The sequence below is a fragment of the Treponema sp. TIM-1 genome, assembly GCF_046533115.1.
Classification (GTDB): domain Bacteria; phylum Spirochaetota; class Spirochaetia; order Treponematales; family Breznakiellaceae; genus JAIRMO01.
Genome location: NZ_JAJQRC010000010.1, coordinates 53,149 through 72,714, shown reverse-complemented (window position 1 = coordinate 72,714; position 19,566 = coordinate 53,149). Strand labels below are relative to the sequence as shown.

Annotated in this window: 17 protein-coding genes; 16 read left to right on the top strand and 1 reads right to left on the bottom strand. The window is 56.3% G+C overall.

Translation table 11 applies throughout. The features are described 5' to 3' along the window. Nucleotides 1–47 precede the first annotated feature (47 nt). A complete protein-coding gene (locus tag LQZ21_RS06340) occupies nt 48–1,199 on the bottom strand; it encodes an ABC transporter substrate-binding protein (protein ID WP_411043401.1) in 1,152 nt (383 codons plus the stop codon). Between the two features lie 233 nt (nt 1,200–1,432). Here LQZ21_RS06340 and LQZ21_RS06335 point away from each other — a divergent pair, with 233 nt between their 5' ends. From LQZ21_RS06335 to LQZ21_RS06260, 16 genes are all read left to right on the top strand, one after another. Next, complete coding sequence (locus LQZ21_RS06335; protein WP_411043400.1) at nt 1,433–2,803, top strand: aspartate kinase; 1,371 nt, start codon at nt 1,433–1,435, stop codon at nt 2,801–2,803. A gap of 47 nt (nt 2,804–2,850) precedes the next feature. Continuing rightward, complete coding sequence (gene dapB, locus LQZ21_RS06330; RefSeq protein ID WP_411043399.1) at nt 2,851–3,684, top strand: 4-hydroxy-tetrahydrodipicolinate reductase; 834 nt, start codon at nt 2,851–2,853, stop codon at nt 3,682–3,684. Between the two features lie 169 nt (nt 3,685–3,853). After that, nucleotides 3,854–4,771: a 4-hydroxy-tetrahydrodipicolinate synthase gene (dapA, locus tag LQZ21_RS06325; protein ID WP_411043398.1), complete on the top strand. Its 918-nt coding sequence runs from the start codon at nt 3,854–3,856 to the stop codon at nt 4,769–4,771. 248 nt (nt 4,772–5,019) lie between these two features. Beyond that, complete coding sequence (gene asd / locus LQZ21_RS06320) at nt 5,020–6,120, top strand: aspartate-semialdehyde dehydrogenase (protein ID WP_411043397.1); 1,101 nt, start codon at nt 5,020–5,022, stop codon at nt 6,118–6,120. Continuing rightward, nucleotides 6,117–7,382 (top strand): diaminopimelate decarboxylase, encoded by a 1,266-nt coding sequence (locus LQZ21_RS06315; RefSeq protein WP_411043396.1) that lies wholly within the window; start codon nt 6,117–6,119, stop codon nt 7,380–7,382. The genes asd and LQZ21_RS06315 overlap by 4 nt, the downstream gene beginning before the upstream one ends. 26 nt (nt 7,383–7,408) lie before the next feature. Next, a complete protein-coding gene (locus LQZ21_RS06310; RefSeq protein WP_411043395.1) occupies nt 7,409–8,629 on the top strand; it encodes an LL-diaminopimelate aminotransferase in 1,221 nt (406 codons plus the stop codon). A gap of 263 nt (nt 8,630–8,892) precedes the next feature. Continuing rightward, complete coding sequence (gene def / locus LQZ21_RS06305) at nt 8,893–9,378, top strand: peptide deformylase (protein WP_411043394.1); 486 nt, start codon at nt 8,893–8,895, stop codon at nt 9,376–9,378. A 3-nt stretch (nt 9,379–9,381) separates the two neighbouring features. Further along, nucleotides 9,382–10,377 (top strand): methionyl-tRNA formyltransferase, encoded by a 996-nt coding sequence (gene fmt, locus LQZ21_RS06300; protein ID WP_411043393.1) that lies wholly within the window; start codon nt 9,382–9,384, stop codon nt 10,375–10,377. 7 nt (nt 10,378–10,384) lie between these two features. Then, nucleotides 10,385–11,416, top strand: coding sequence for a PASTA domain-containing protein (locus tag LQZ21_RS06295; RefSeq protein ID WP_411043392.1), 1,032 nt, complete (start codon nt 10,385–10,387; stop codon nt 11,414–11,416). Nucleotides 11,417–11,914: 498 nt separating this feature from the next. After that, nucleotides 11,915–13,141, top strand: coding sequence for an ATP-binding protein (locus LQZ21_RS06290; protein WP_411043391.1), 1,227 nt, complete (start codon nt 11,915–11,917; stop codon nt 13,139–13,141). 1 nt (nt 13,142) lies between these two features. Beyond that, on the top strand, nt 13,143–14,018 hold the full coding sequence (gene rfbA, locus LQZ21_RS06285; RefSeq protein WP_411043390.1) for a glucose-1-phosphate thymidylyltransferase RfbA: 876 nt from the start codon (nt 13,143–13,145) through the stop codon (nt 14,016–14,018). After that, nucleotides 14,018–14,569 (top strand): dTDP-4-dehydrorhamnose 3,5-epimerase, encoded by a 552-nt coding sequence (gene rfbC, locus LQZ21_RS06280; protein WP_411043389.1) that lies wholly within the window; start codon nt 14,018–14,020, stop codon nt 14,567–14,569. Before rfbA ends, rfbC begins: the two co-directional genes overlap by 1 nt. Further along, nucleotides 14,533–15,477: a dTDP-4-dehydrorhamnose reductase gene (rfbD, locus tag LQZ21_RS06275; protein ID WP_411043388.1), complete on the top strand. Its 945-nt coding sequence runs from the start codon at nt 14,533–14,535 to the stop codon at nt 15,475–15,477. Before rfbC ends, rfbD begins: the two co-directional genes overlap by 37 nt. Next, nucleotides 15,470–16,555: a dTDP-glucose 4,6-dehydratase gene (rfbB, locus tag LQZ21_RS06270; RefSeq protein ID WP_411043387.1), complete on the top strand. Its 1,086-nt coding sequence runs from the start codon at nt 15,470–15,472 to the stop codon at nt 16,553–16,555. Before rfbD ends, rfbB begins: the two co-directional genes overlap by 8 nt. Nucleotides 16,556–16,572: 17 nt before the next feature. Continuing rightward, complete coding sequence (locus tag LQZ21_RS06265) at nt 16,573–18,168, top strand: ATP-binding protein (protein ID WP_411043386.1); 1,596 nt, start codon at nt 16,573–16,575, stop codon at nt 18,166–18,168. A gap of 44 nt (nt 18,169–18,212) precedes the next feature. Continuing rightward, entirely contained in the window at nt 18,213–19,562 is a 1,350-nt protein-coding gene (locus tag LQZ21_RS06260) for a UDP-glucose dehydrogenase family protein (protein WP_411043385.1), read from the top strand. Nucleotides 19,563–19,566 lie beyond the last annotated feature (4 nt).

Here is a 19,566-nt window from a genome sequence, read left to right as displayed (position 1 = left end):
CCGGACCCCGGGTTGGTTTTCCTGGGGGTCCGGGTTATTTATTTGGGTTACTTGGGGTTAACCGTCGTCTTGTAGGCGTTGGCGAGTTTGCCGTTCCGATTGACGATTTCAAGAATGGCAGCGCCCTTAATCGGGTCCCGGTTGGCGTCAAAACGGATGTTGCCGGTTACATAGGGGCCGTTGATCTTGGCTATGGCGGTTTTCACCGCAGCGGTATCGAAGGAGCCCGCCGCTTTGATTCCGTCGACTACCAGCATCATAGTATCATAGCCCAGGGCCGCGAATTGGGACGCGGTGGAATTGAATTTGGCTTCATAGGCTTTGACAAAGGCTTGTCCCCGGGGATCGGTGGTATCCGCGGCAAAACCGGCAGACCAGAACCCGTTGAGGACTTCGTCCCCCGCGTTGTCGATAAGGCCGTCCCAGCCGTCGCCGCCCAGGAGGGCGCAGTTGACGCCCTGGGCCCGGAGCTGTTTCGCCTGGAGGGCCACATCATTGTAATAATTGGGAAGATACACAATGTCGGGATTGGCGGCCCGGATGCGGGTAACCTGGGCATTAAAATCCACATCCCCGCTCTGGTAGGCTTCGTCCGCCACAACCTGTCCGCCGATGGCCTTGAACTGATTCCTGAAGGCTTCGGCCAAACCGGTGTTGTAATCGGCGCCGGCATCATAGAGAATGGCGGCCCGGCGGGAACCCAGGGTATCATAGGCAAAATCGGCGCCCACCACCCCCTGGAAGGGATCGATAAAACAGGCCCGGAAAATATAATCCCCTGCTTTGGTAACCTCGGTATTGGTGGCCGAGGGTGAAATCAGGATGACCTTGCTCTGCTGGGCCAGGGAAGTCATGGCCATGGTCGCCCCCGAGGTACTGGAACCGAGGACAAAGGAAACCTTGTCCCTGGTGGCAAGTTTGGTGAAGGCGTTTACCGATTTTTCGGCGTTGCCTTCATCATCCTCGGCGAGGAGGGTAAGTTTTTTACCCAGCAGGCCGCCGGCCGCGTTGATTTCGTCAATGGCCAGGAGGGCGCCGTTTCTGGATTCGGTCCCGTAAAAGGCCACGCTCCCTGAAAGCGGGAAAACCGCACCGATGGTTACGGTATCGGAAGATGCTCCCCCTGCCTGTCCGCCACCGGCAAAAGCCAAGGACATGGTACAGCACAAGGCTAAAACCACCACACATAATTTTTTCATAACTGTTTCTCCTTTGGATCTCAGAATTTTAAAGTATAATAATGTATATCTATACAATTTGTCTATATATTTCCGAAGATATTTATAAAATTTAAAAAAGAATCCTCTGAAATTAAAAAATAATGTATATTTATACATGCCATGGTATATGATGGCAAGCGTCGTCTCTATTGAATATCCCCCCGGTTTTTGATAAGCTAAAAAAACGTGTTAGCATCGGCGGAGGATTTTGCATGGTCGTGATGAAATTCGGGGGCAGTTCCGTGGCAAACGCGGAACGGATCCGGTATATTTCGGAGCTGGTAAAGGCCGAATTGTCCCGAAAACCGGTTTTAGTACTCTCCGCCATGGGGGACACCACCGATCACCTCTTGGAAGCCGCGGAAAGGGCCCTAAAAGATCCGGTGGTGTCGATGGATAAAATCGAAGAACTCCACCTAAAAACCATAAAAGAACTGGGGCTTGCGGCCCCGGTAGTGGAGGAGATCCGCCCCCTTTTGGGGGAGCTGCGGAACCTCCTCGTGGGTATATCCCTTATAAAGGAACTTACCGGGAGGACCAAGGATTATCTGGTCTCCTTTGGGGAACGGCTTTCGGTACGGATTGTGGCGGCCTATTTTAACGTCCAGGGGGTTCCTGCCCGGGCGCTGGATTCCTGGGACGCGGGGTTTCTTTCGGATTCCAATTTTACCGCCGCCGAGTTGCTGCCCGAGTCCTGGAGCCTGATTCCCCAAGCCTTGATTCCCCTGATCCAAGGGGGGATCCTGCCGGTGGTTACCGGTTTTATCGCCCGGGATGGGGCGGGGAACATCACCACCCTGGGCCGGGGGGGGTCGGATCTCTCGGCCACCACCATCGCGGCGGCCTGCGGCGCCGAGGAAGCCCAGATCTGGAAGGATGTGGACGGGATCCTGACCGCGGACCCCCGGCTGGTCCCCGAGGCCCTTCCGGTGGTAACCATCACCTACGACGAGGCGGCGGAACTGGCCTATTTTGGCGCCCAGGTGCTGCACCCCCGGGCCATGCAGCCCTGCAGTAAGACCGGGACCCCGGTATTGGTAAAAAATTCCTACAACTCCGGGGCGCCGGGAACCCGGATCACCGCGGTCCTGGACCAGAAGACCGGGCCGGTTCAGGCCATTACCTCCCGGAAAAAGGTCACCCTGGTGGACATTGTTTCCTCCCGGATGCTGGGACAATATGGGTTTTTGGAAGAGGTTTTTTCCGCCTTCGCCAAATACCATATTTCCGTGGATATGGTGGCTACCAGCGAAGTTTCGGTTTCCCTTACCCTGGATACGGACTATGACCTGGGACTCCTGAAAAAGGATCTGGCCAAAATTGCCGCGGTGGAAATTAAGACCGGCAAAGCTATCGTAACCATTGTCGGGGACATACGCCGGTCCTCAAATATACTGGCTCAGGCCTTTGGGGTATGTGCGGATCTGGAGATACCGGTACAGATGGTTTCCCAGGGGGCCAGCAAGGTAAATATCAGTTTTATTGTGAACGATACCCAGGCGGCGGATGTCGTGCGGGCTTTACACCGGATTTTTTTTGAAAAAAAACCTGAATCCGGTGGGTCAATTTCAAAATCCCGGTAATTTTGAAGCCGGCTCGGCGTCTTAAATCCGGCAAGGAGGAGCGGCCCATGAATATCGCCCTTATTGGTTACGGCAAGATGGGAAGATTGATAGAACAGGAAGCCCTGAACCGGGGGCACCATATCACGGTGGTGGTTGATCCCTATGCGGCGGATGAGAGAACCCAGTCGGGGATACCCCTTTTACGGCTTTTTCCCGACCAGGCGGGGGAGGAAAATTCCAAGGGCTTGGCCACGGCCGACGCGGCCATTGAATTTACCCGGCCGGATAAAACCGTGGAAAACATTACGGCCCTCTGCCGGTGGAAGCTGCCGGTGGTGACGGGGACCACCGGGTGGTATGATCGGCTTGAGGAGGTGACGAAGCTGGTAACCGATTCCGGCGCTTCCCTGCTGTGGTCCTCCAATTTTTCCCTGGGGGTTAACCTGTTTTACCGCATCGCCGCCTATGCGGCGGCGGTCATGGATCCCTTCCAGGAATACGATGTGGGGGGGCTGGAAACCCACCATAATAAAAAGGCGGACAGCCCTTCGGGGACCGCCAAAACCCTGGTGGAACAGGTTTTAGCCCGGATGACCCGGAAGACCCAAGCTGTTTGGGATGCCCTGAACCGCCCCCCCCGTCCCGGGGAACTGCACTTTTCCAGCCTCCGGATCGGGTCTGTCCCGGGGATTCATAGCCTCTTTTTTGACTCCCCGGCGGATACCATCGAGATAACCCATACCGCCCGGAACCGGGAGGGTTTTGCCCTGGGGGCGATCCAGGCCGCGGAATGGCTTGTGTCATATACCGGACCGGGACAAGAGGCCCTGTGCCCCCGGCCGGGGGTTTTTACCATGGACGACGTGCTTAAGGATATCTTAGGACCCGCGCAAGAATAAAATGCAGGGCATTTTATTCTAATTGCTTACGCAATAGAGAAACAATATGACCATTCGGTCATATTGTTTCTGCGCGGGTCCTTAGCGTCCCCTTCGCCAGGGGAATAAATTTGAGCCGGTTTCAAAACTCAGATGGGTTTTGAAACAAGCTTGTGTTATGGAGCCCGGTATGAAAGTATTTCGGGGGGCCTATACGGCCCTGATCACCCCCATGCTTGAAAATGGGGAGGTGGACTATGACGGATTCAGGGAACTGGTCCGTTTTCAGCTGCAAGAAGGAATCGATGGCCTGGTTCCCCTGGGAACCACCGGCGAGACCCCGACCCTGGAAGAAGCGGAGGAAGAAAAACTCCTCAAAATCGCCGTGGAGGAGGTACGGGGCCGGATCCCCATCATCGCCGGGGCCGGTTCCAATTCCACCAAATACACCGTAAAATACGTCAAGCGGGCCCGGGACCTGGGGGCCGACGCCGCCCTGGTGGTGACCCCCTATTACAATAAACCCAATGACGCAGGTCTCCTCCGCCATTTTGAGGCCGCCGCCATCGAGGGGGGGCTTCCGGTGATCATTTACAACATCGCCTCCCGGACCGGGCGGAACATCCCCCCGACCCTGATGAAAGCGCTTGCCCGGATCCCCGGCATCATCGGGGTCAAGGAGGCCTCCGGGGACCTGGCCCAGATGGGAGACATCATCCGGGATACGGCGGGGCCGGGGAAGGCCGGGGGCTTTACGGTACTTTCCGGGGACGATGCCTTTACCCTGCCCCTGATGGCCCTGGGGGGGGACGGGGTCATTTCGGTGATTTCCAACCTGATCCCCGACCGGATCGCGGCCCTGGTGAGGGCCTGTCAGGCCGGTGATTTTGCGGAGGGCCGGCGGCTTCATTATCAGTTGCTGCCCCTGATCAAGACCGCTTTTATCGAAACCAACCCCATTCCCATCAAAGCCGCCATGACCTGGGCGGGTCTGCCCGGAGGCCCGCCCAGGCTTCCCCTGGGGTCCCTCTCCCCGGAGAACGAAAAAAGCCTCTATGCGGTTCTGGAGGATCTGGGGATAACCAAGGACAGCCGGCGGCAAAAATAGCGCCCGGGGTAATGCCCTGTATGCGGAACATTTCATCTAAGGACCCGCGCAGAAACAACATGACCGAATGGTCATATTGTTTCTTTATTGCGTAAGCAATTAGAATAAAATGCCCTGCATTTTATTCTTGTGCGGGTCCTAAAAGCCCCTGCCCCGGGTTTTTCCGGGTATTATAGTCAAAAGAATTTGTTTTTGTTAGAATAAAGCGGTTTTGGGAAAACCGCTAAGGTTTTTTTATGGAGGAATATATGGGAAAGATTCCCGTAGGAATCCTGGGTGCGACGGGCATGGTGGGGCAGCAGTACCTCGCCCTCCTGGAAAACCACCCCTGGTTTGAGGTGCGTTATGTGGCCGCCTCCCCCCGGAGCGCCGGTAAAAAATATCACGAGGCCGTGGCGGGGCGCTGGCATCAGGTCAGAACCTATTCCGATGCCGTGGGAGCCCTTATGGTGGAGGACGCCAATGATCTTTCTCGGGCAGTAACGGCCGGCCAGGGGGGGGACTGCGCCTTTGTTTTTTCCGCCCTGGAAATGGGAAAAGAGGAGATCCGGACCCTGGAAGCGGCCTATGCCGCCGCGGGGATCCCGGTGATCTCCAACGCCTCCGCCCACCGGTGGACCGGGGACGTGCCCATGCTCATTGCCGAAATAAATCCCCATCACGCGGATCTTATCCCCATCCAGCGGGCAAAACGGGGCTGGGACCGGGGCTTTATCGCGGTGAAACCCAACTGTTCCATCCAAAGTTATATGACCCCCCTCTATGCCCTGATCAAGGCGGGATATGGGGTCAGCCGGATTTTTGTGACCACCCTGCAGGCGGTTTCCGGCGCGGGTTACCCCGGGACCCCCAGCCTGGACATAATCGACAACGTGGTCCCCTATATCGGGGGGGAGGAGGAGAAGTCCGAACAGGAGCCCCTGAAGATCCTGGGGACCCTCAAAGACGGCGGGATAGAAAACGCTTCCGTACCCCGGATCAGCGCCCACTGTAACCGGGTCCCGGTAAGCGATGGACACACCGCCTGCGTCAGCCTGGAATTTGCCGGTCCAAAACCGTCTGTTGAACAGGTAAAGGAAATTTGGGCTTCCTTTACCGCCCTGCCCCAGGAATTGGACCTTCCCATGGCCCCTAAACAGCCCATTATCCTGCGAGAAGAGGCGGACCGGCCCCAGCCCCGGAAAGACCGGGACACGGATAAGGCCATGGCCGTTACCGTGGGCCGGATCCGGCCCTGTAATATCTTTGACCTCCGGTTTACCTGCCTGTCCCACAATACGGTCCGGGGGGCTGCCGGCGGGGGGATCCTCAACGCGGAACTGCTCAAAACCAAGGGGTATCTCTCATGAAGGCCAAGACCTTTCCCCTGTCCAAGGCAGAGCTTGATGAATTGGTCCGGTCTTATCCGACTCCCTTCTACCTCTACGATGAAGGGGCCCTGCGGGAAAACGCCCGGGCCATCCTCCGGGCGTTTTCGATCTTTCCTTCGTTCAAAGAGCATTTTGCCGTTAAAGCCCTGCCCAACCCCTTTATGCTCAAGATCCTCGCCGCGGAGGGTTTTGGGGCGGACTGTTCCAGTTATCCGGAGCTGATTTTGGCGGATATGGCGGGGATCACCGGGGAGGACATTATGTTCACCTCCAACGAGACCCCCGCCCAGGAGTACCGGGCCGCCCGGGACCTGGGGGCAATCATCAACCTGGATGATATCACCCATATTGATTTTCTGGAAAAAACCGCGGGCATCCCCCCGCTTATTTCCTGCCGTTACAATCCGGGCCTCCTTAAGGGGGGGAATGGGATCATCGGGAAACCCGAAGAGGCGAAATACGGTTTTACCCGGGATCAGATCCTCAGGGCTTACGGCCTGCTCCGGGAAAAGGGGGTTAAGCGCTTTGCCCTGCATACCATGGTGGCCTCCAATGAACTCAACCTGGATTACCATATCGAAACGGCGCGGCTCCTTTTTGAATTGGCCGTGGAGATCAAGGAAAAAACCGCCGTGCGGCTGGAATTCGTCAACCTGGGCGGGGGGGTGGGTATTCCCTACCGTCCCGGAGACCAGGGGGTGGATTATGGCCGTCTTGCCGCGGGGATTCAAGCGGTCTATGAGCGGATCGTCGTTCCCGGCGGCCTCCATCCCCTGGGAATCCACACCGAATGGGGCCGGGTAATTACCGGTCCCTACGGGTGGCTGGTGACCCGGGCCATCCATACCAAAAGCATCTACCGGGAGTATGTCGGTCTGGACGCCTCCATGGCGGATCTGATGCGGCCCGGGCTTTACGGGGCCTATCACCACATCACCGTGGCGGGAAAGGAGGATGAGGCGGCCACGGAAACCTACGATGTGGTGGGAAGCCTCTGCGAAAACAACGACAAATTCGCCGTGCAGCGGCAATTACCAAAGATAAAGCCCGGGGATTATCTTATCATCCACGACGCCGGAGCCCACGGACGGGCCATGGGGTTCAACTACAACGGCAAGCTCCGCTGCGGGGAACTGCTTCTGCGGCCGGATAAGTCGATCCGCATGATCCGCCGGAGCGAGACCGTGGATGATTACTTTGCCACCCTGGACCTGAGCGCCCTGGGGGATTTTTTTGTATAACCATAGATAAGCTAAAGGAGCGTTCCATGATACCACGTAACCCCTGCCTCGCCGCCCTGAGGGCGGGGTATCTCTTCCCGGAAATCGCCAAACGCCGCCGGGAATATGCCGCGGCCCACCCGGAGACAGCGGAGCCGGATAGGCGCATCATCAGCCTGGGGGTGGGAAACACCACCGAGCCCATCCTGCCCCATATCAACCGGGGCCTTGCGGAAGGGGCCCGGCGGCTCGGCACCCCGGAGGGGTACAGCGGTTACAGTGACGAGGGGTTTCTCTCCCTTCGGGAGGGGATATCCCGGGTGTTTTACCGGGGGCAATTTGCCGCCGACGAGGTCTTTATCTCAGACGGGGCCAAATGCGACATAGGCCGGCTCCAGCTCCTCTTTGGCAAAGGGGTCCGGGTGGCGGTCCAGGACCCCTCTTATCCGGTTTACGTGGACGGCTCGGTCCTGATCGGCGCCGGGGGAACCTGGTCCGGTACCGGCTACGAAAGTATCAGCTACCTTCCCTGTACCGCGGAAAACAATTACTTCCCGGACCTGGCTTCCCTCCCGGAGAATTGCGTCTTCTATTTCTGTTCCCCCAACAACCCCACGGGGGCGGTGGCCACCCGGGAACAGTTGAGCGCCCTGGTGGCCGCGGCCATAGCGAAGGGGATTATTATCATCTTTGACGCGGCCTATGCGGAGTACATCCGGGATCCCCTCCTTCCCAAGACAATCTTCGAGATTGGGGGGGCAAAAACCTGCGCCATCGAGGTAAACTCCTTCTCCAAACCCGCGGGCTTTACCGGGGTGCGCCTGGGCTGGACCGTGGTTCCCCGGGAACTGAAATACGCCGGAGGGGAGCCGGTCAACCCCGATTGGGCGCGGATCTGCGGCACGATCTTTAACGGGGCCTCCAACATAGCCCAGGCCGGCGGGCTTGCCGCCCTGGAACCGGAAGGGCTTAAGGAGATCCGGGACTTATGCGACTTTTATCTGGGAAACGCCCGGCTCATCCGGTCCGCGCTGCTGGACCTGGGGATCCCCTGTGTGGGGGGGGATAATTCCCCCTATATCTGGGCCCGGTTCCCCGGCCGGGACAGCTGGGAGGTCTTTACGGAGATCCTGGAGAAATGCCAGGTGGTAACCACCCCCGGTTCCGGTTTTGGTCCCGCGGGCCAGTCTTTTATCCGCTTTTCCGCCTTCGGCCACCGCTCCGATGTGGAGGAGGCCTGCGGCCGCTTGGGGCGGCTGCGGGGATAAACGCATAGGAATTTTTAACCACGAAGGCGCATAAGGAACTGTTCAAGAATAAAATGCGATGCATTTTATTCTAATTGCTTACGCAATAACGAAATAACTTGCCCTTTTGGGCAAATTATTTTTGAACAGTTCCTAAGGCGAAGAAGGAAAAAATGAGGTATTTTCTCTGGTCTTCGCCTTTTTCGCCGTTGTGGTGGTTTCTCAATATTTGCGGGTCAAGTTTAGCTTGTTTCGGGGGGCTTTTTGGTATAGTATGTATTCGTATGGAAATTATTCTCCTTGGGAATGAGCTGCTGCGGCAAAAGGCGGCGCCGGTAAAAGAAATCGACGGCAGTTATGGAAAGATCGCCGCGAAAATGGTAGAGGCCCTGCATCAGGGTAAGGGGATCGGTTTGGCCGGTCCCCAGGTGGGGATTTTGGAACGGATCTTTGTGGTCCATATTGAGGGGGATATTCCCCGGATATTTATCAACCCTTCCATCATCGGGACTTCCCAGGACATGGTAAAATATGAGGAGGGTTGTCTTTCCCTGCCGGGGATCTGGGCGGATGTGCTCCGGCCTTCCGCCGTGCGGGTCCAGGCCTGGAATGAAAAGGGCCGGCCCTTTACCATAGAAGCCGACGGTATCCTTGCCCGGGTAATTCAGCATGAATACGATCACCTGGAGGGAGTTCTTTTTATCGACCGGCTTTCCGATCCGAAGCGGAACCGGATCCTGACTAAATTCGAGAAACGGAACCGGGCCTAGCCTATGCGGATCCTGTATGCCGGAAGCCCGGCCATTGCCGTCCCCGCTTTGGAGGTCCTGGCGGATCCGGCCCTTGCCCGGGAGGGCGTGGAACTGGTGGGAATATTGACCAATCCCGACAAGCCCCGGGGAAGGCGGGGAGAACCGGAGCCCACCGAAGTGGGCAAGGCCGCCCTGGCCCTGTTCCCGGCTTTGGCCCGCCGGGGGGACGGTGAGCCGGGCCGGTTACCCATGCTCCTGAAACCGGAAAAACTCAATGCCCCGTTACGGGAACAAATCGCCCGGTTACAGCCGGATCTGTTGATCTCCTTTGCCTATGGCCGGATCTTCGGTCCGCAATTTTTAGCCCTTTTTCCCTGGGGGGGGATCAATATACACCCCAGCCTGCTGCCCAAATACCGGGGGGCCGCTCCCATCCCCCAGGTCATCCTGAACCGGGAACGGGAAACGGGGATCACCATCCAGAAGCTGGCCGCGGAAATGGACGCCGGGGATATCCTGGTCCAGGAGGCTTTTCCCCTGACCGGACGGGAGACCACCGGGGAATTAAGCGAAGCCGCCGGGGTAAGGGGGGCGGCCCTGGTTCGTTCCCTGTTATCCGGCCTTTCCCAGGGGCTGCCCCCGGGGAAAAGCCAAAACCATGGGGAAGCGACCTATTGCGGGCTTATCAAAAAAGAGGACGGCCGTATAGACTGGACCCTGAACGCCCTGCTTATTGACGCCCGGATCCGGGCCTATACCCCCTGGCCCCTTTCCTTCACGATCCACGAAGGCCGGGAACTGTATATACTCCGGGGGCGGCCCTATGAGGGCCCGTGCCGGGAACCCGCCCCTCCGCCGGGAACGGTTCTGGGGATAGACAAGCAGGCGGGGATATTGATACAAACGGGAGACGGGATCTTTGTTGCGGAGGCGCTCCAATATGCCGCTAAAAAAGCCCTGGACTGGCGGACCTTTATCAACGGCGCCCGGGATTTTATCGGGTCCCAATTAACATGAGGTTGCTATGAATTTGCTCAATTCGTGGTTTGGGAACGGGGAAAACAATTCCCGGATTTTTAGCCTTCTCACCCTGGGCCTGGTGGTTTTTGTCGGGGTCGTGGCGGTAGGGGTTTTTTTCATTGCTGTCCAGGGGGCGGAGGAGATCATGGTACCCGATGTGCGGGGCAAGGAACTCGTCGACGCCCTGCTGGAACTTCAGGTTAAGGAACTATACCCCCGGATTCAGCTCCGGTATTCCCAGTCCGCCGATGATAAGGGGACGATCCTGGAGCAGGATCCCCTGGGGGGCAGCATTGTTAAGGCGGGCCGGCGGATAAGGCTGGTGGTGAGCGAGGGGGTACTGCTCAATACGCTGGAGGATTATGTGGGCCGGGATGTGGAGGAGGTGCGGATAGAGCTTCGGACCCTTTTTGCCGCGGCCCCCCAGCCCCTGCTGTCTCTAAAAGAACCCTTTTTGTATGAATATTCTTCGGAACCCCCGGGGACCATACTCCAGCAGGCCCCGCTGGCGGGGACCGGTATTTCCGAGCCCCTGGAACTGGAGTTGGTGGTCAGCCGGGGCAAGGAGGAAATCCTGATCACCGTCCCCAGTCTGGTGGGGCTTTCCATCGCCGATGCCCTTAAGCAGGTAAGCGGGGCGGGGATTAATTTTACCTTTGACCTGGGACAGGCCGGGGAGACCGATCGGCCCGGAACCGTGGTCGCCCAGGACCCGGCGGGTAAGGCCCTGGTTACGGTGAATACCCCGGTTTTAATCCGGGTGGCCCCTCCGGAACCCACGGAAGGCCGGGTATTCGGCTTGTTCCGGTATACCCTGGAGCAAAACCCCTATCCGCTGGCGGTACGGTTGGAGGCGATACTCCCCTCGGGGGAAACCACCACCCTGATTACCGCCAACTATCTGGGGGGAGAATTCACCCTTCCCTATGAACTGCCCCCCGGTTCGGTACTGGTCCTCTTTATGCTGGACCGCGAAATATACCGGGAGGAAATTTCCGCTCCTTCCCCGGATATACTCTACCTTGAGCAGCTCTAGTATATGGGAGAAAGAGAATTCGACCACGAAGGCAAAGAAGGAAGAAGAAAACAGGGACAACCACGAACGACACGAACATCACGAACTTTTGCTTCGATATTCCGGAATTTATACCTGAATTTTCTTCTTTGTTCGTGGGAAGGTAGGAAAGAACTATCGGTGAAAACGCCAATTTGTCTTTGTTTCTGTTCGTGTGGTTCGTGAGATTTGTGGTTATTTTAAACGGGGCATTACCGGGTGGATAGTGGTTCCGGTTGTAAATCCTTCCGGGATAGTGTATATTTTTTAAAGTGGGTTTTATTCGAAGCCGCTTGGTTTTGGGAAGGCCCCTGAAGCGCTTGGGCCGTGAAATTGAGCGGCGGATCCGGTCAGTCTGTTTCGGCGACGGCGGGATTTTTTTTAACGGGTATGTTTTTTATTGGGGAAGTTTTTCCAATAATAAAAAGTTTCAATCATAATTGAAACTTTTGGTGTTTTATTGGTTTATTTCAAACATATATGAAAATTCGTTCAGGATGTATTCCCCGGCCTCGTTATTTTGAGCGGCTGCGCTCCCTTATCGGTTCTCCTTTGGTTAAGGTGTTGACCGGTCAGCGCGGGGCCGGAAAGACCCATATTTTGTATCATCTTATCCGTGAAATTAGGGCCGGGGATAAACGGGCCCATATTCAGTACCTTGACATGGAAGCCGCGGAATACCGGCATCTGAAAAACGGGGAGGAATTTTTTAGCTTTATCCATACAAGGCTGCGGAAGGATAGGGCTAACTATGTTTTTATTGATGAGGTTCAGGGGCTCCCCGGGTTTGAACAAGGGGTGGAAGCCCTACTTGCTGGAGGGAACTGCGATATCTATTTGGCCGGCAGTAACGCCCACCTGGTATCCGGGGAATTTACCGCTGCTTTTGCGGGAAAATTTACCCAAATTCAGGTTTATCCCCTGGATTATGGGGAATTCTTGCGGTTTTATCGGTTGGATAATACCGATACGGCCCTGGAGGCTTATCTGGCCACCGGGGGAATGCCCGGTTTGGCCTTTCTGCCCCGGAATAAATTTTTTGTCCGGGAGTATCTAAAAAATGTCTATGCCTCCATACTGCTGAGGGATGTGGCGGTTTGGGAAAAGATCCGCCATATCCGGTTTTTGGAAAGCATCGGCGCCTGTTTGGCGGATACCAGGGGAAGGGTCCTTTCCGCCAATACCATCAGCGCTTATTTAAAAGACCGGGGTATCGGGATTCCGGTACAGACGGTTATCAATTACCTGGGAACCCTGGAAAAATCCTTTTTGGTGTATTCCCTGCGGCGGCTCGATCTTAAGAACCGTAAGGTATTTGAGACCGGCGAAAAGTATTATTTTGGGGATCCGGGGCTGTGGCGGGTTTTGTGCCAAAATCCTCCGGGGCCGGGGGACGTACAAACCATTGCCCACGGGGTGTTCCTCTGCCTCCTGCGGCGGGGCTATACCCTGTATGCCGCAAAAAACGGTGAAGGGGAAATCGGCTTTGCCGCGGAAAAACCCGGGGACAAAATCTATGTCCGTCCCGTGGGTTACTTCTCCGGTAGGCAGGTCCCGGCCCGGGAAATGGCGGACCTGGAAAAGATCCCCGATAATTTTCCCAAGTATGTGGTATACCCTGGGGGACCGGTGGCTTCGGTGAGCCCTCGGGGTATTAAGCAGACGCCCCTGCGGGAATTTCTTTTGATGGACGGAGATAACGGATAAAATGAAAGGAATTATTCTTGCGGGAGGGTCCGGGACCCGGCTTTATCCCATCACCAAGGCGGTATCCAAGCAGATTCTGCCCCTCTATGATAAGCCCATGATCTACTACCCCTTGTCGGTATTGATGCTGGCGGGAGTCCGGGAGGTACTCATCATCTCAACCCCCCGGGATCTTCCCCTGTTCAGGGAGCTTTTTGGTTCCGGGGCCTGGCTGGGGATGGGCTTTGACTATGCGGTCCAGGAGAGTCCCCGGGGTCTGGCGGACGCGTTTGTGGTGGGGGCCTCCTTTATCGGGAAAGAGCCCTGCGCCCTGGTCCTGGGGGATAATGTCTTTTATGGCCGGGGATTCAGCGGGACCCTGAAAAACGCGGTCCGGAAGGTGGAAACCCAGGGGGGAGGAACCATATTCGCCTACTATGTACGGGACCCTTCCGCTTATGGGGTGGTGGAATTTGATGAAAAGGGATCGGCCCTGTCCATTGAGGAAAAGCCCTCCCGCCCTAGATCCCACTATGCGGTTCCGGGACTTTACTTTTACGATAACCGGGTGGTGGAAATTGCCGGAGCCATAAAACCATCTGCCCGGGGGGAAATCGAGATAACCGCGGTGAACAACGCCTATCTTGAAGGGGGCTGCCTTTCCGTAGAGGTACTGGGCCGGGGCATGGCATGGCTTGATACGGGGACCTACGACGGCCTGCTGGAGGCATCCAATTTTATCGCCACCATTCAGAAGCGGCAGGGCATGTACGTCTCGTGTATAGAAGAAATCGCCTATTTTAACGGCTGGATCTCCCGGGAGGATCTGGCGGCCCTGGCCGCGGCCTATAAAACCGAATACGGCACGTATTTACACTACCTTGCGGAGGAGCGGTAATGCCCTTTACGTTTACCCCCTGTCCTTTGGAGGGGCTCTACGAAATACAGCCCACGCTGTTTGGAGACCACCGGGGCTATTTTTTTGAATCCTATTCGGAGCGGGATTTTAAACAGGCGGGGCTTCCCTTGACTTTTGTACAGGACAACCAGTCCCGGTCCGTGAAGGGGGTACTCCGGGGGCTCCATTTTCAGAAAAACCATCCCCAGGGAAAGCTGATCCGGGTTATTGCGGGGGAGGTCTTTGATGTGGCCGTGGATATTCGCCCCGGTTCCGCGAGCCGCGGGAAATGGTACGGGGTGGTTTTAGACGGTCAAAGGCAAAACCAGTTCTGGATACCCCCGGGGTTTGCCCACGGTTTTTTGGTCTTGAGCGAAAGCGCGATTTTTGCCTATAAGTGTACCGATTTTTATTACCCTGAGGACGAGGGGGGGATCATCTGGAATGATCCCGCTATCGGCATTACCTGGCCGGATCCGGGGACGGAGTACATCCTTTCGGAGAAGGATCGGAAATGGCCGGTTTTTTCTGCCGGGGGTACGGGCCGGTGATTTGGCTTATCGGCAGCGGGGGTATGCTGGGGACGGAGCTTTCCCGGGTCTTTGCGGAGGCCGGCATGGCCTATACCGGGACGGATCTGGAGGTAGATATCACCCAGGGGGCTTCCCTGGAAGATTTTGCGGAACAGCGGGGACCCTTCCGCTGGATCGTGAACTGCGCCGCATATACCGCCGTGGATAAGGCCGAAGAGGAGGCCGCACTTTGCCGCCGGCTTAACGCCGATGGGCCGGCCCATATTGCCGCCCTGGCCGGGAAAACCGGCGGTACCCTCATTCATATTTCCACCGATTATGTATTTAACGGTAAAGGGATCTATTCCGGAGATCCCCCGGAAAGGCGGCCCTACCGGGAGGATGATCCTCCGGACCCTATCGGAATTTACGGACGTACCAAGTGGGAGGGGGAGCGGAAGGTTCTGGAAGGTACCGAACGGGCCTATATCATTAGAACCGCCTGGCTCTACGGCCGGTACGGAAAAAATTTTGTGACCACCATGCTGGATCTGATGCGGAAACGGGATCGCCTTTCGGTGGTGCGGGATCAGCGGGGCAGCCCTACCTGGGCCCGGAATTTGGCGGAGGTTATCACTGCCTTTATTGCCCGGGGAGAGGAGGGGAGGGCGGTCCCTTACGGAATATACCACTATTCCAATCAGGGGGATATTTCCTGGTTTGAATTTGCCCAAAGGATCTATGCCCGGGGCCGGGATCTGGGAATTCTGACCGGGGACTGCAGGGTGATTCCCTGTACCAGTGACGAATACCCTTCCCGGGTGAAACGGCCCGGCTATTCGGTTCTGGATAAGACCAGGCTCAAGGAAGCCCTGGGAATCACCATTCCGGAATGGGACCGGAGTTTGGAGGCGTTTTTGAAAATTATTCGGGGGACTGATGCGTAGTTTACAGAACATCCTGGTTACCGGGGGCGCCGGGTTTATCGGTGGAAACTTTATCCGCTTTCTCCTTGAAAAAGCGGCCGGGTTTTCCGGTCGTATCGTCAACCTGGACGCCTTGACCTATGCGGGGAACCGGAAGAGTCTTGAGGATCTGGAGGCCCGTGGGGGGCGGTATTTTTTTGAATATGGGGACATAAGCGACCGGCCCACGGTGGAAGCGATCTTTGAGAAATACCGGATCGATACGGTGGTACATTTTGCCGCGGAGAGTCATGTGGACCGATCCATCCTGGGTCCCGAGGCCTTTGTAAAGACCAATGTGATGGGGACCTTTACCCTGTTGGATGCGGCCAGGAATTATTGGGGGGAAAGTGATGGGACGCTGCGGCAGGACGTGCTGTTTCACCACATCAGCACCGACGAGGTATACGGCTCCCTGGGGGAGACCGGGGCTTTTACCGAGGCCACCGCCTATGATCCCCGTTCCCCCTATTCGGCCAGCAAGGCCGCCAGCGACCACCTGGTTATGGCCTATCACCATACCTATGGATTGCCGGTTACCCTCTCCAACTGTTCGAATAACTACGGGCCGTATCAGTTCCCGGAAAAACTCATCCCCCTTTCGATCCTCAATATGCTGGAAGGAAAACCCCTCCCGGTCTATGGCGATGGGCGGAACATCCGGGACTGGCTCTATGTGGAAGATCATATCCGGGCGGTTTGGACCATCCTCCAAAAAGGGCGGACCGGGGAGAAGTACCATATCGGTGGGGAAAACGAATGGGAGAATATCCAGCTCCTCCGGGTCCTGATCGATATCACGGCAAAAAAGGGCGGGCTGGATCCGGAAAAGCTCCGGGGCTCCATTACCTACGTTACGGACCGGCCCGGCCATGACCGGCGTTATGCCATGGACTGCTCCAAAATCAAAGAAGAATTGGGGTGGAAGCAGGAACTGGGTTTTGAGGAAGGCTTGGAGAAGACCGTAGACTGGTACCTGGCGAACCCCGGATGGATAGCGGGGATCCGTACCGGAGAATACCGGAAGTGGATAGAGAAGAACTATGAGAAGCGGATCTAAGGGATGGGGATATTCAGATGAAGCGTCCGGTTCGTTTTTTTAATACCACCGGGCCCTGCAATCCTGAGGACCACTATATGCTGCCGCCGGCAGACCGCCTGGTCGGGGCCCAATTGCACCGGTATATCCGGGACAAGCTGTATTGGGTACTCCACGCCCCCCGGCAGACCGGGAAAACGACCTTCCTGCAGAGCTGGATGCGGGAGATCAACTCCGGGGACGAGGCTATTGCCGGTTATGTCAGCGTGGAGCGCTGCCAGGGGGTCGCGGAAGCAGAGCGGGCGATGCCGGATATCTGCAAGGCCGTTCAGGAATATGCGTCCGCTTTTGGGCTGCCGGTACCGGAACTGGGAACCGCCGCGGCGAACAGTATGCTCAGCGACATCCTGATGGATTGGTCCAGGCTGGCGGCCCCCAAAAGCCTCGTGGTATTGTTTGACGAAGTAGACGTCCTGGAAGGGGAAACCCTCATCAGCTTTCTGCGGCAGTTACGGGGCGGCTTTGCGAGGCGCGGCCCGGGCTTATTCCCGGCATCCATCGCCCTGGTGGGGATGCGGGACCTCAAGGATTATATCACCGCCGCCAAGGGCGGCGTCGCCCCGAATCCGGGATCTCCCTTTAATATCAAAGAGGATTCCGCGACCCTGACCAATTTCAGCCGGGCCGACCTTACCGCCCTCTTTGCCCAGCGGACCGCTGAAACGGGCCAGGAGATTAGCGCCGAAGCCCTGGACTATGTCTACGAGCAGTCCCAGGGGCAGCCTTGGATAGTCAATTCCCTCTTCAAGCGGGCCACCATGCGGGTTCTGGACGAAACCAGCCGGGAGACGGTCCGCATCGGCCATATCCAGGAAGCCCGGGAACAGATGATCCTGGCCCGGGAGACCCACCTGGATGCCCTGGGGCAGCGTCTCCGGGACCCGAAGATCAAATGGGTGATCGAGTCCATCTTTGTCGGCACCAACAACCCCTCCATGGGACGGACGAACCCCGATGTAGAACTGGCCATGGATTTGGGGCTTATCACCTGGAGCAGCAATAAAGGCTTTATCATCGCCAATCCGGTGTATGAAGAGATCCTTACCCGGTATCTGAACTCGGGGTATCACGACAATATGCCGCCCCCCTCTTCCTGGAGATGGCAAAAAGAGGACGGTTCCCTGGATATGGACAGCCTGCTTGGGGAGTTTCAACTTTTTTGGCAGACCAATTCTGAAATATGGGAACAGACCGCCGAATACACCGAAGCCTTTCCCCATTTATTGCTGATGGCCTTTTTACAGTGGATAACCAACGGTGAGGGGCGTATTGAGCGGGAATATGCGGCAGGCCGGGGACGCATGGATCTGGCGGTAGAATACCATAAAGAATGGAACATCATCGAAATAAAACTGTTGAGGAAAGGTCAGACCTTTGAAATGGTAAAGGCCCAGGGGATAAAACAGGTTTTGCACTACCGTGATACCTTTAGCGGCGGGCAAGGTTCTGTTCAGGCTCAGGTCAAAGGCTGTTATCTGGTGATCTTTGACCGGCGGCCTGAGGCTAAGGGAAAGACCTGGGAAGAGCGCATTACCTGGACCGTGGAAGATACGGTTCGGGTGGTGGGGTGTTAATAGAATACCACCGGAAACTCCGGTATGGTTAGGCGGGAATAGGTATGGCCCATATAGCGGTAATCGGCACCGGATATGTAGGACTTGTATCCGGCGCGTGTCTTGCGGATTTCGGCAATTTTGTAACCTGTGTTGATATCGACGTAAAAAAGATAGAGGGATTATTGCGGGGAGTAATCCCCATCTATGAGCCCGGTATCGAAGCGATAGTTTCCCGGAACACCGGCGCCGGAAGGCTGTGTTTTTCCACCGATATTGCCGGGGCAATCAAAAAGAACCAGGTGGTATTTATCGCTGTTGGTACCCCTCCCGCGGAGGACGGCAGTGCCGATTTGAGTTATGTTGAGCGTGCCGCAAGAACCATCGGACAGGGGATAGATGCCTATACGGTGGTAGTTAACAAGAGTACGGTTCCTATCGGGACCGGACGTAAAGTTGCCGGATGGATCCGGGCGGAACTTGAAAAACGGAAGGCCGCCGTTCCTTTCGACGTGGTATCCAACCCCGAATTCTTGCGGGAGGGTTCGGCAGTGCAGGACTTTACCCATCCTGACCGGGTCGTTATCGGCAGTGAAAGCGAAAAGGCCCGGAACATCATGAAGGATGTTTACCGTTCCTTGTATCTCACCGAAACTCCCTATATCGAGACAAATCTTGAATCTGCGGAAATGATAAAATACGCCTCCAATGCCTTTTTGGCGGTTAAGATTACTTTTATCAATGAGATAGCGAATCTCTGTGAAAAGGTCGGCGCCGATGTACAGGATGTCGCCAAGGCCATGGGACGGGACGGCAGGATCGGTTCAAAATTTCTGCACCCCGGTCCGGGTTATGGGGGTTCCTGTTTTCCCAAGGATACCCGGGCGCTGGCAAAGATCGGGCAGGAATACGGGGAGTCCCAATGTATTGTAGAAACTACCATTAAGGTTAACGAAAAACAAAAACTCAGAATGATTGAAAAAATAGAACAGGGACTTGGCGGTCCCGGTTCTATAAACGGAAAGACCATTGCGGTTTTAGGACTTGCGTTTAAGCCGAATACCGATGACATGCGGGAATCGCCGGCAATCGCCCTCTGTGAGGGCCTGGTAAAAAAAGGCGCCCGGCTGCGGGTATGGGACCCCGCAGCCATGGGGGAAGCGGAATGGCGGCTTCGTTCCATACGGGATAAACTGTATTTTTCGACGGATGAATATGACGCCATTACCGGATCCGACGCCCTCGTGCTCCTTACCGAATGGAATCAATTCAGGAATCTGGATCTCCCCCGGGTAAAAAGCCTGCTGACCCTTCCCTGTTTTTTTGATTTACGAAACATCTACAAGCGCTTTGAAGTTGAAAATGCGGGGCTGAGATATATTGGTATAGGTAAGCCGGTTTTAAAACCCGCTTAGTTTT

What these genes read in the sequence shown, in the direction of transcription:
- def (WP_411043394.1), top strand. Translation starts at nt 8,893, where the DNA reads ATGGAAATTATTCTCCTTGGGAATGAGCTGCTGCGGCAAAAGGCGGCG.
- LQZ21_RS06335 (WP_411043400.1), top strand. Translation starts at nt 1,433, where the DNA reads ATGGTCGTGATGAAATTCGGGGGCAGTTCCGTGGCAAACGCGGAACGG.
- dapA (WP_411043398.1), top strand. Translation starts at nt 3,854, where the DNA reads ATGAAAGTATTTCGGGGGGCCTATACGGCCCTGATCACCCCCATGCTT.
- LQZ21_RS06340 (WP_411043401.1), bottom strand. Translation starts at nt 1,199, where the DNA reads ATGAAAAAATTATGTGTGGTGGTTTTAGCCTTGTGCTGTACCATGTCC.
- rfbB (WP_411043387.1), top strand. Translation starts at nt 15,470, where the DNA reads ATGCGTAGTTTACAGAACATCCTGGTTACCGGGGGCGCCGGGTTTATC.
- fmt (WP_411043393.1), top strand. Translation starts at nt 9,382, where the DNA reads ATGCGGATCCTGTATGCCGGAAGCCCGGCCATTGCCGTCCCCGCTTTG.
- LQZ21_RS06265 (WP_411043386.1), top strand. Translation starts at nt 16,573, where the DNA reads ATGAAGCGTCCGGTTCGTTTTTTTAATACCACCGGGCCCTGCAATCCT.
- rfbA (WP_411043390.1), top strand. Translation starts at nt 13,143, where the DNA reads ATGAAAGGAATTATTCTTGCGGGAGGGTCCGGGACCCGGCTTTATCCC.
- asd (WP_411043397.1), top strand. Translation starts at nt 5,020, where the DNA reads ATGGGAAAGATTCCCGTAGGAATCCTGGGTGCGACGGGCATGGTGGGG.
- LQZ21_RS06315 (WP_411043396.1), top strand. Translation starts at nt 6,117, where the DNA reads ATGAAGGCCAAGACCTTTCCCCTGTCCAAGGCAGAGCTTGATGAATTG.
- LQZ21_RS06295 (WP_411043392.1), top strand. Translation starts at nt 10,385, where the DNA reads ATGAATTTGCTCAATTCGTGGTTTGGGAACGGGGAAAACAATTCCCGG.
- LQZ21_RS06290 (WP_411043391.1), top strand. Translation starts at nt 11,915, where the DNA reads ATGAAAATTCGTTCAGGATGTATTCCCCGGCCTCGTTATTTTGAGCGG.
- LQZ21_RS06260 (WP_411043385.1), top strand. Translation starts at nt 18,213, where the DNA reads ATGGCCCATATAGCGGTAATCGGCACCGGATATGTAGGACTTGTATCC.
- rfbC (WP_411043389.1), top strand. Translation starts at nt 14,018, where the DNA reads ATGCCCTTTACGTTTACCCCCTGTCCTTTGGAGGGGCTCTACGAAATA.
- rfbD (WP_411043388.1), top strand. Translation starts at nt 14,533, where the DNA reads ATGGCCGGTTTTTTCTGCCGGGGGTACGGGCCGGTGATTTGGCTTATC.
- LQZ21_RS06310 (WP_411043395.1), top strand. Translation starts at nt 7,409, where the DNA reads ATGATACCACGTAACCCCTGCCTCGCCGCCCTGAGGGCGGGGTATCTC.
- dapB (WP_411043399.1), top strand. Translation starts at nt 2,851, where the DNA reads ATGAATATCGCCCTTATTGGTTACGGCAAGATGGGAAGATTGATAGAA.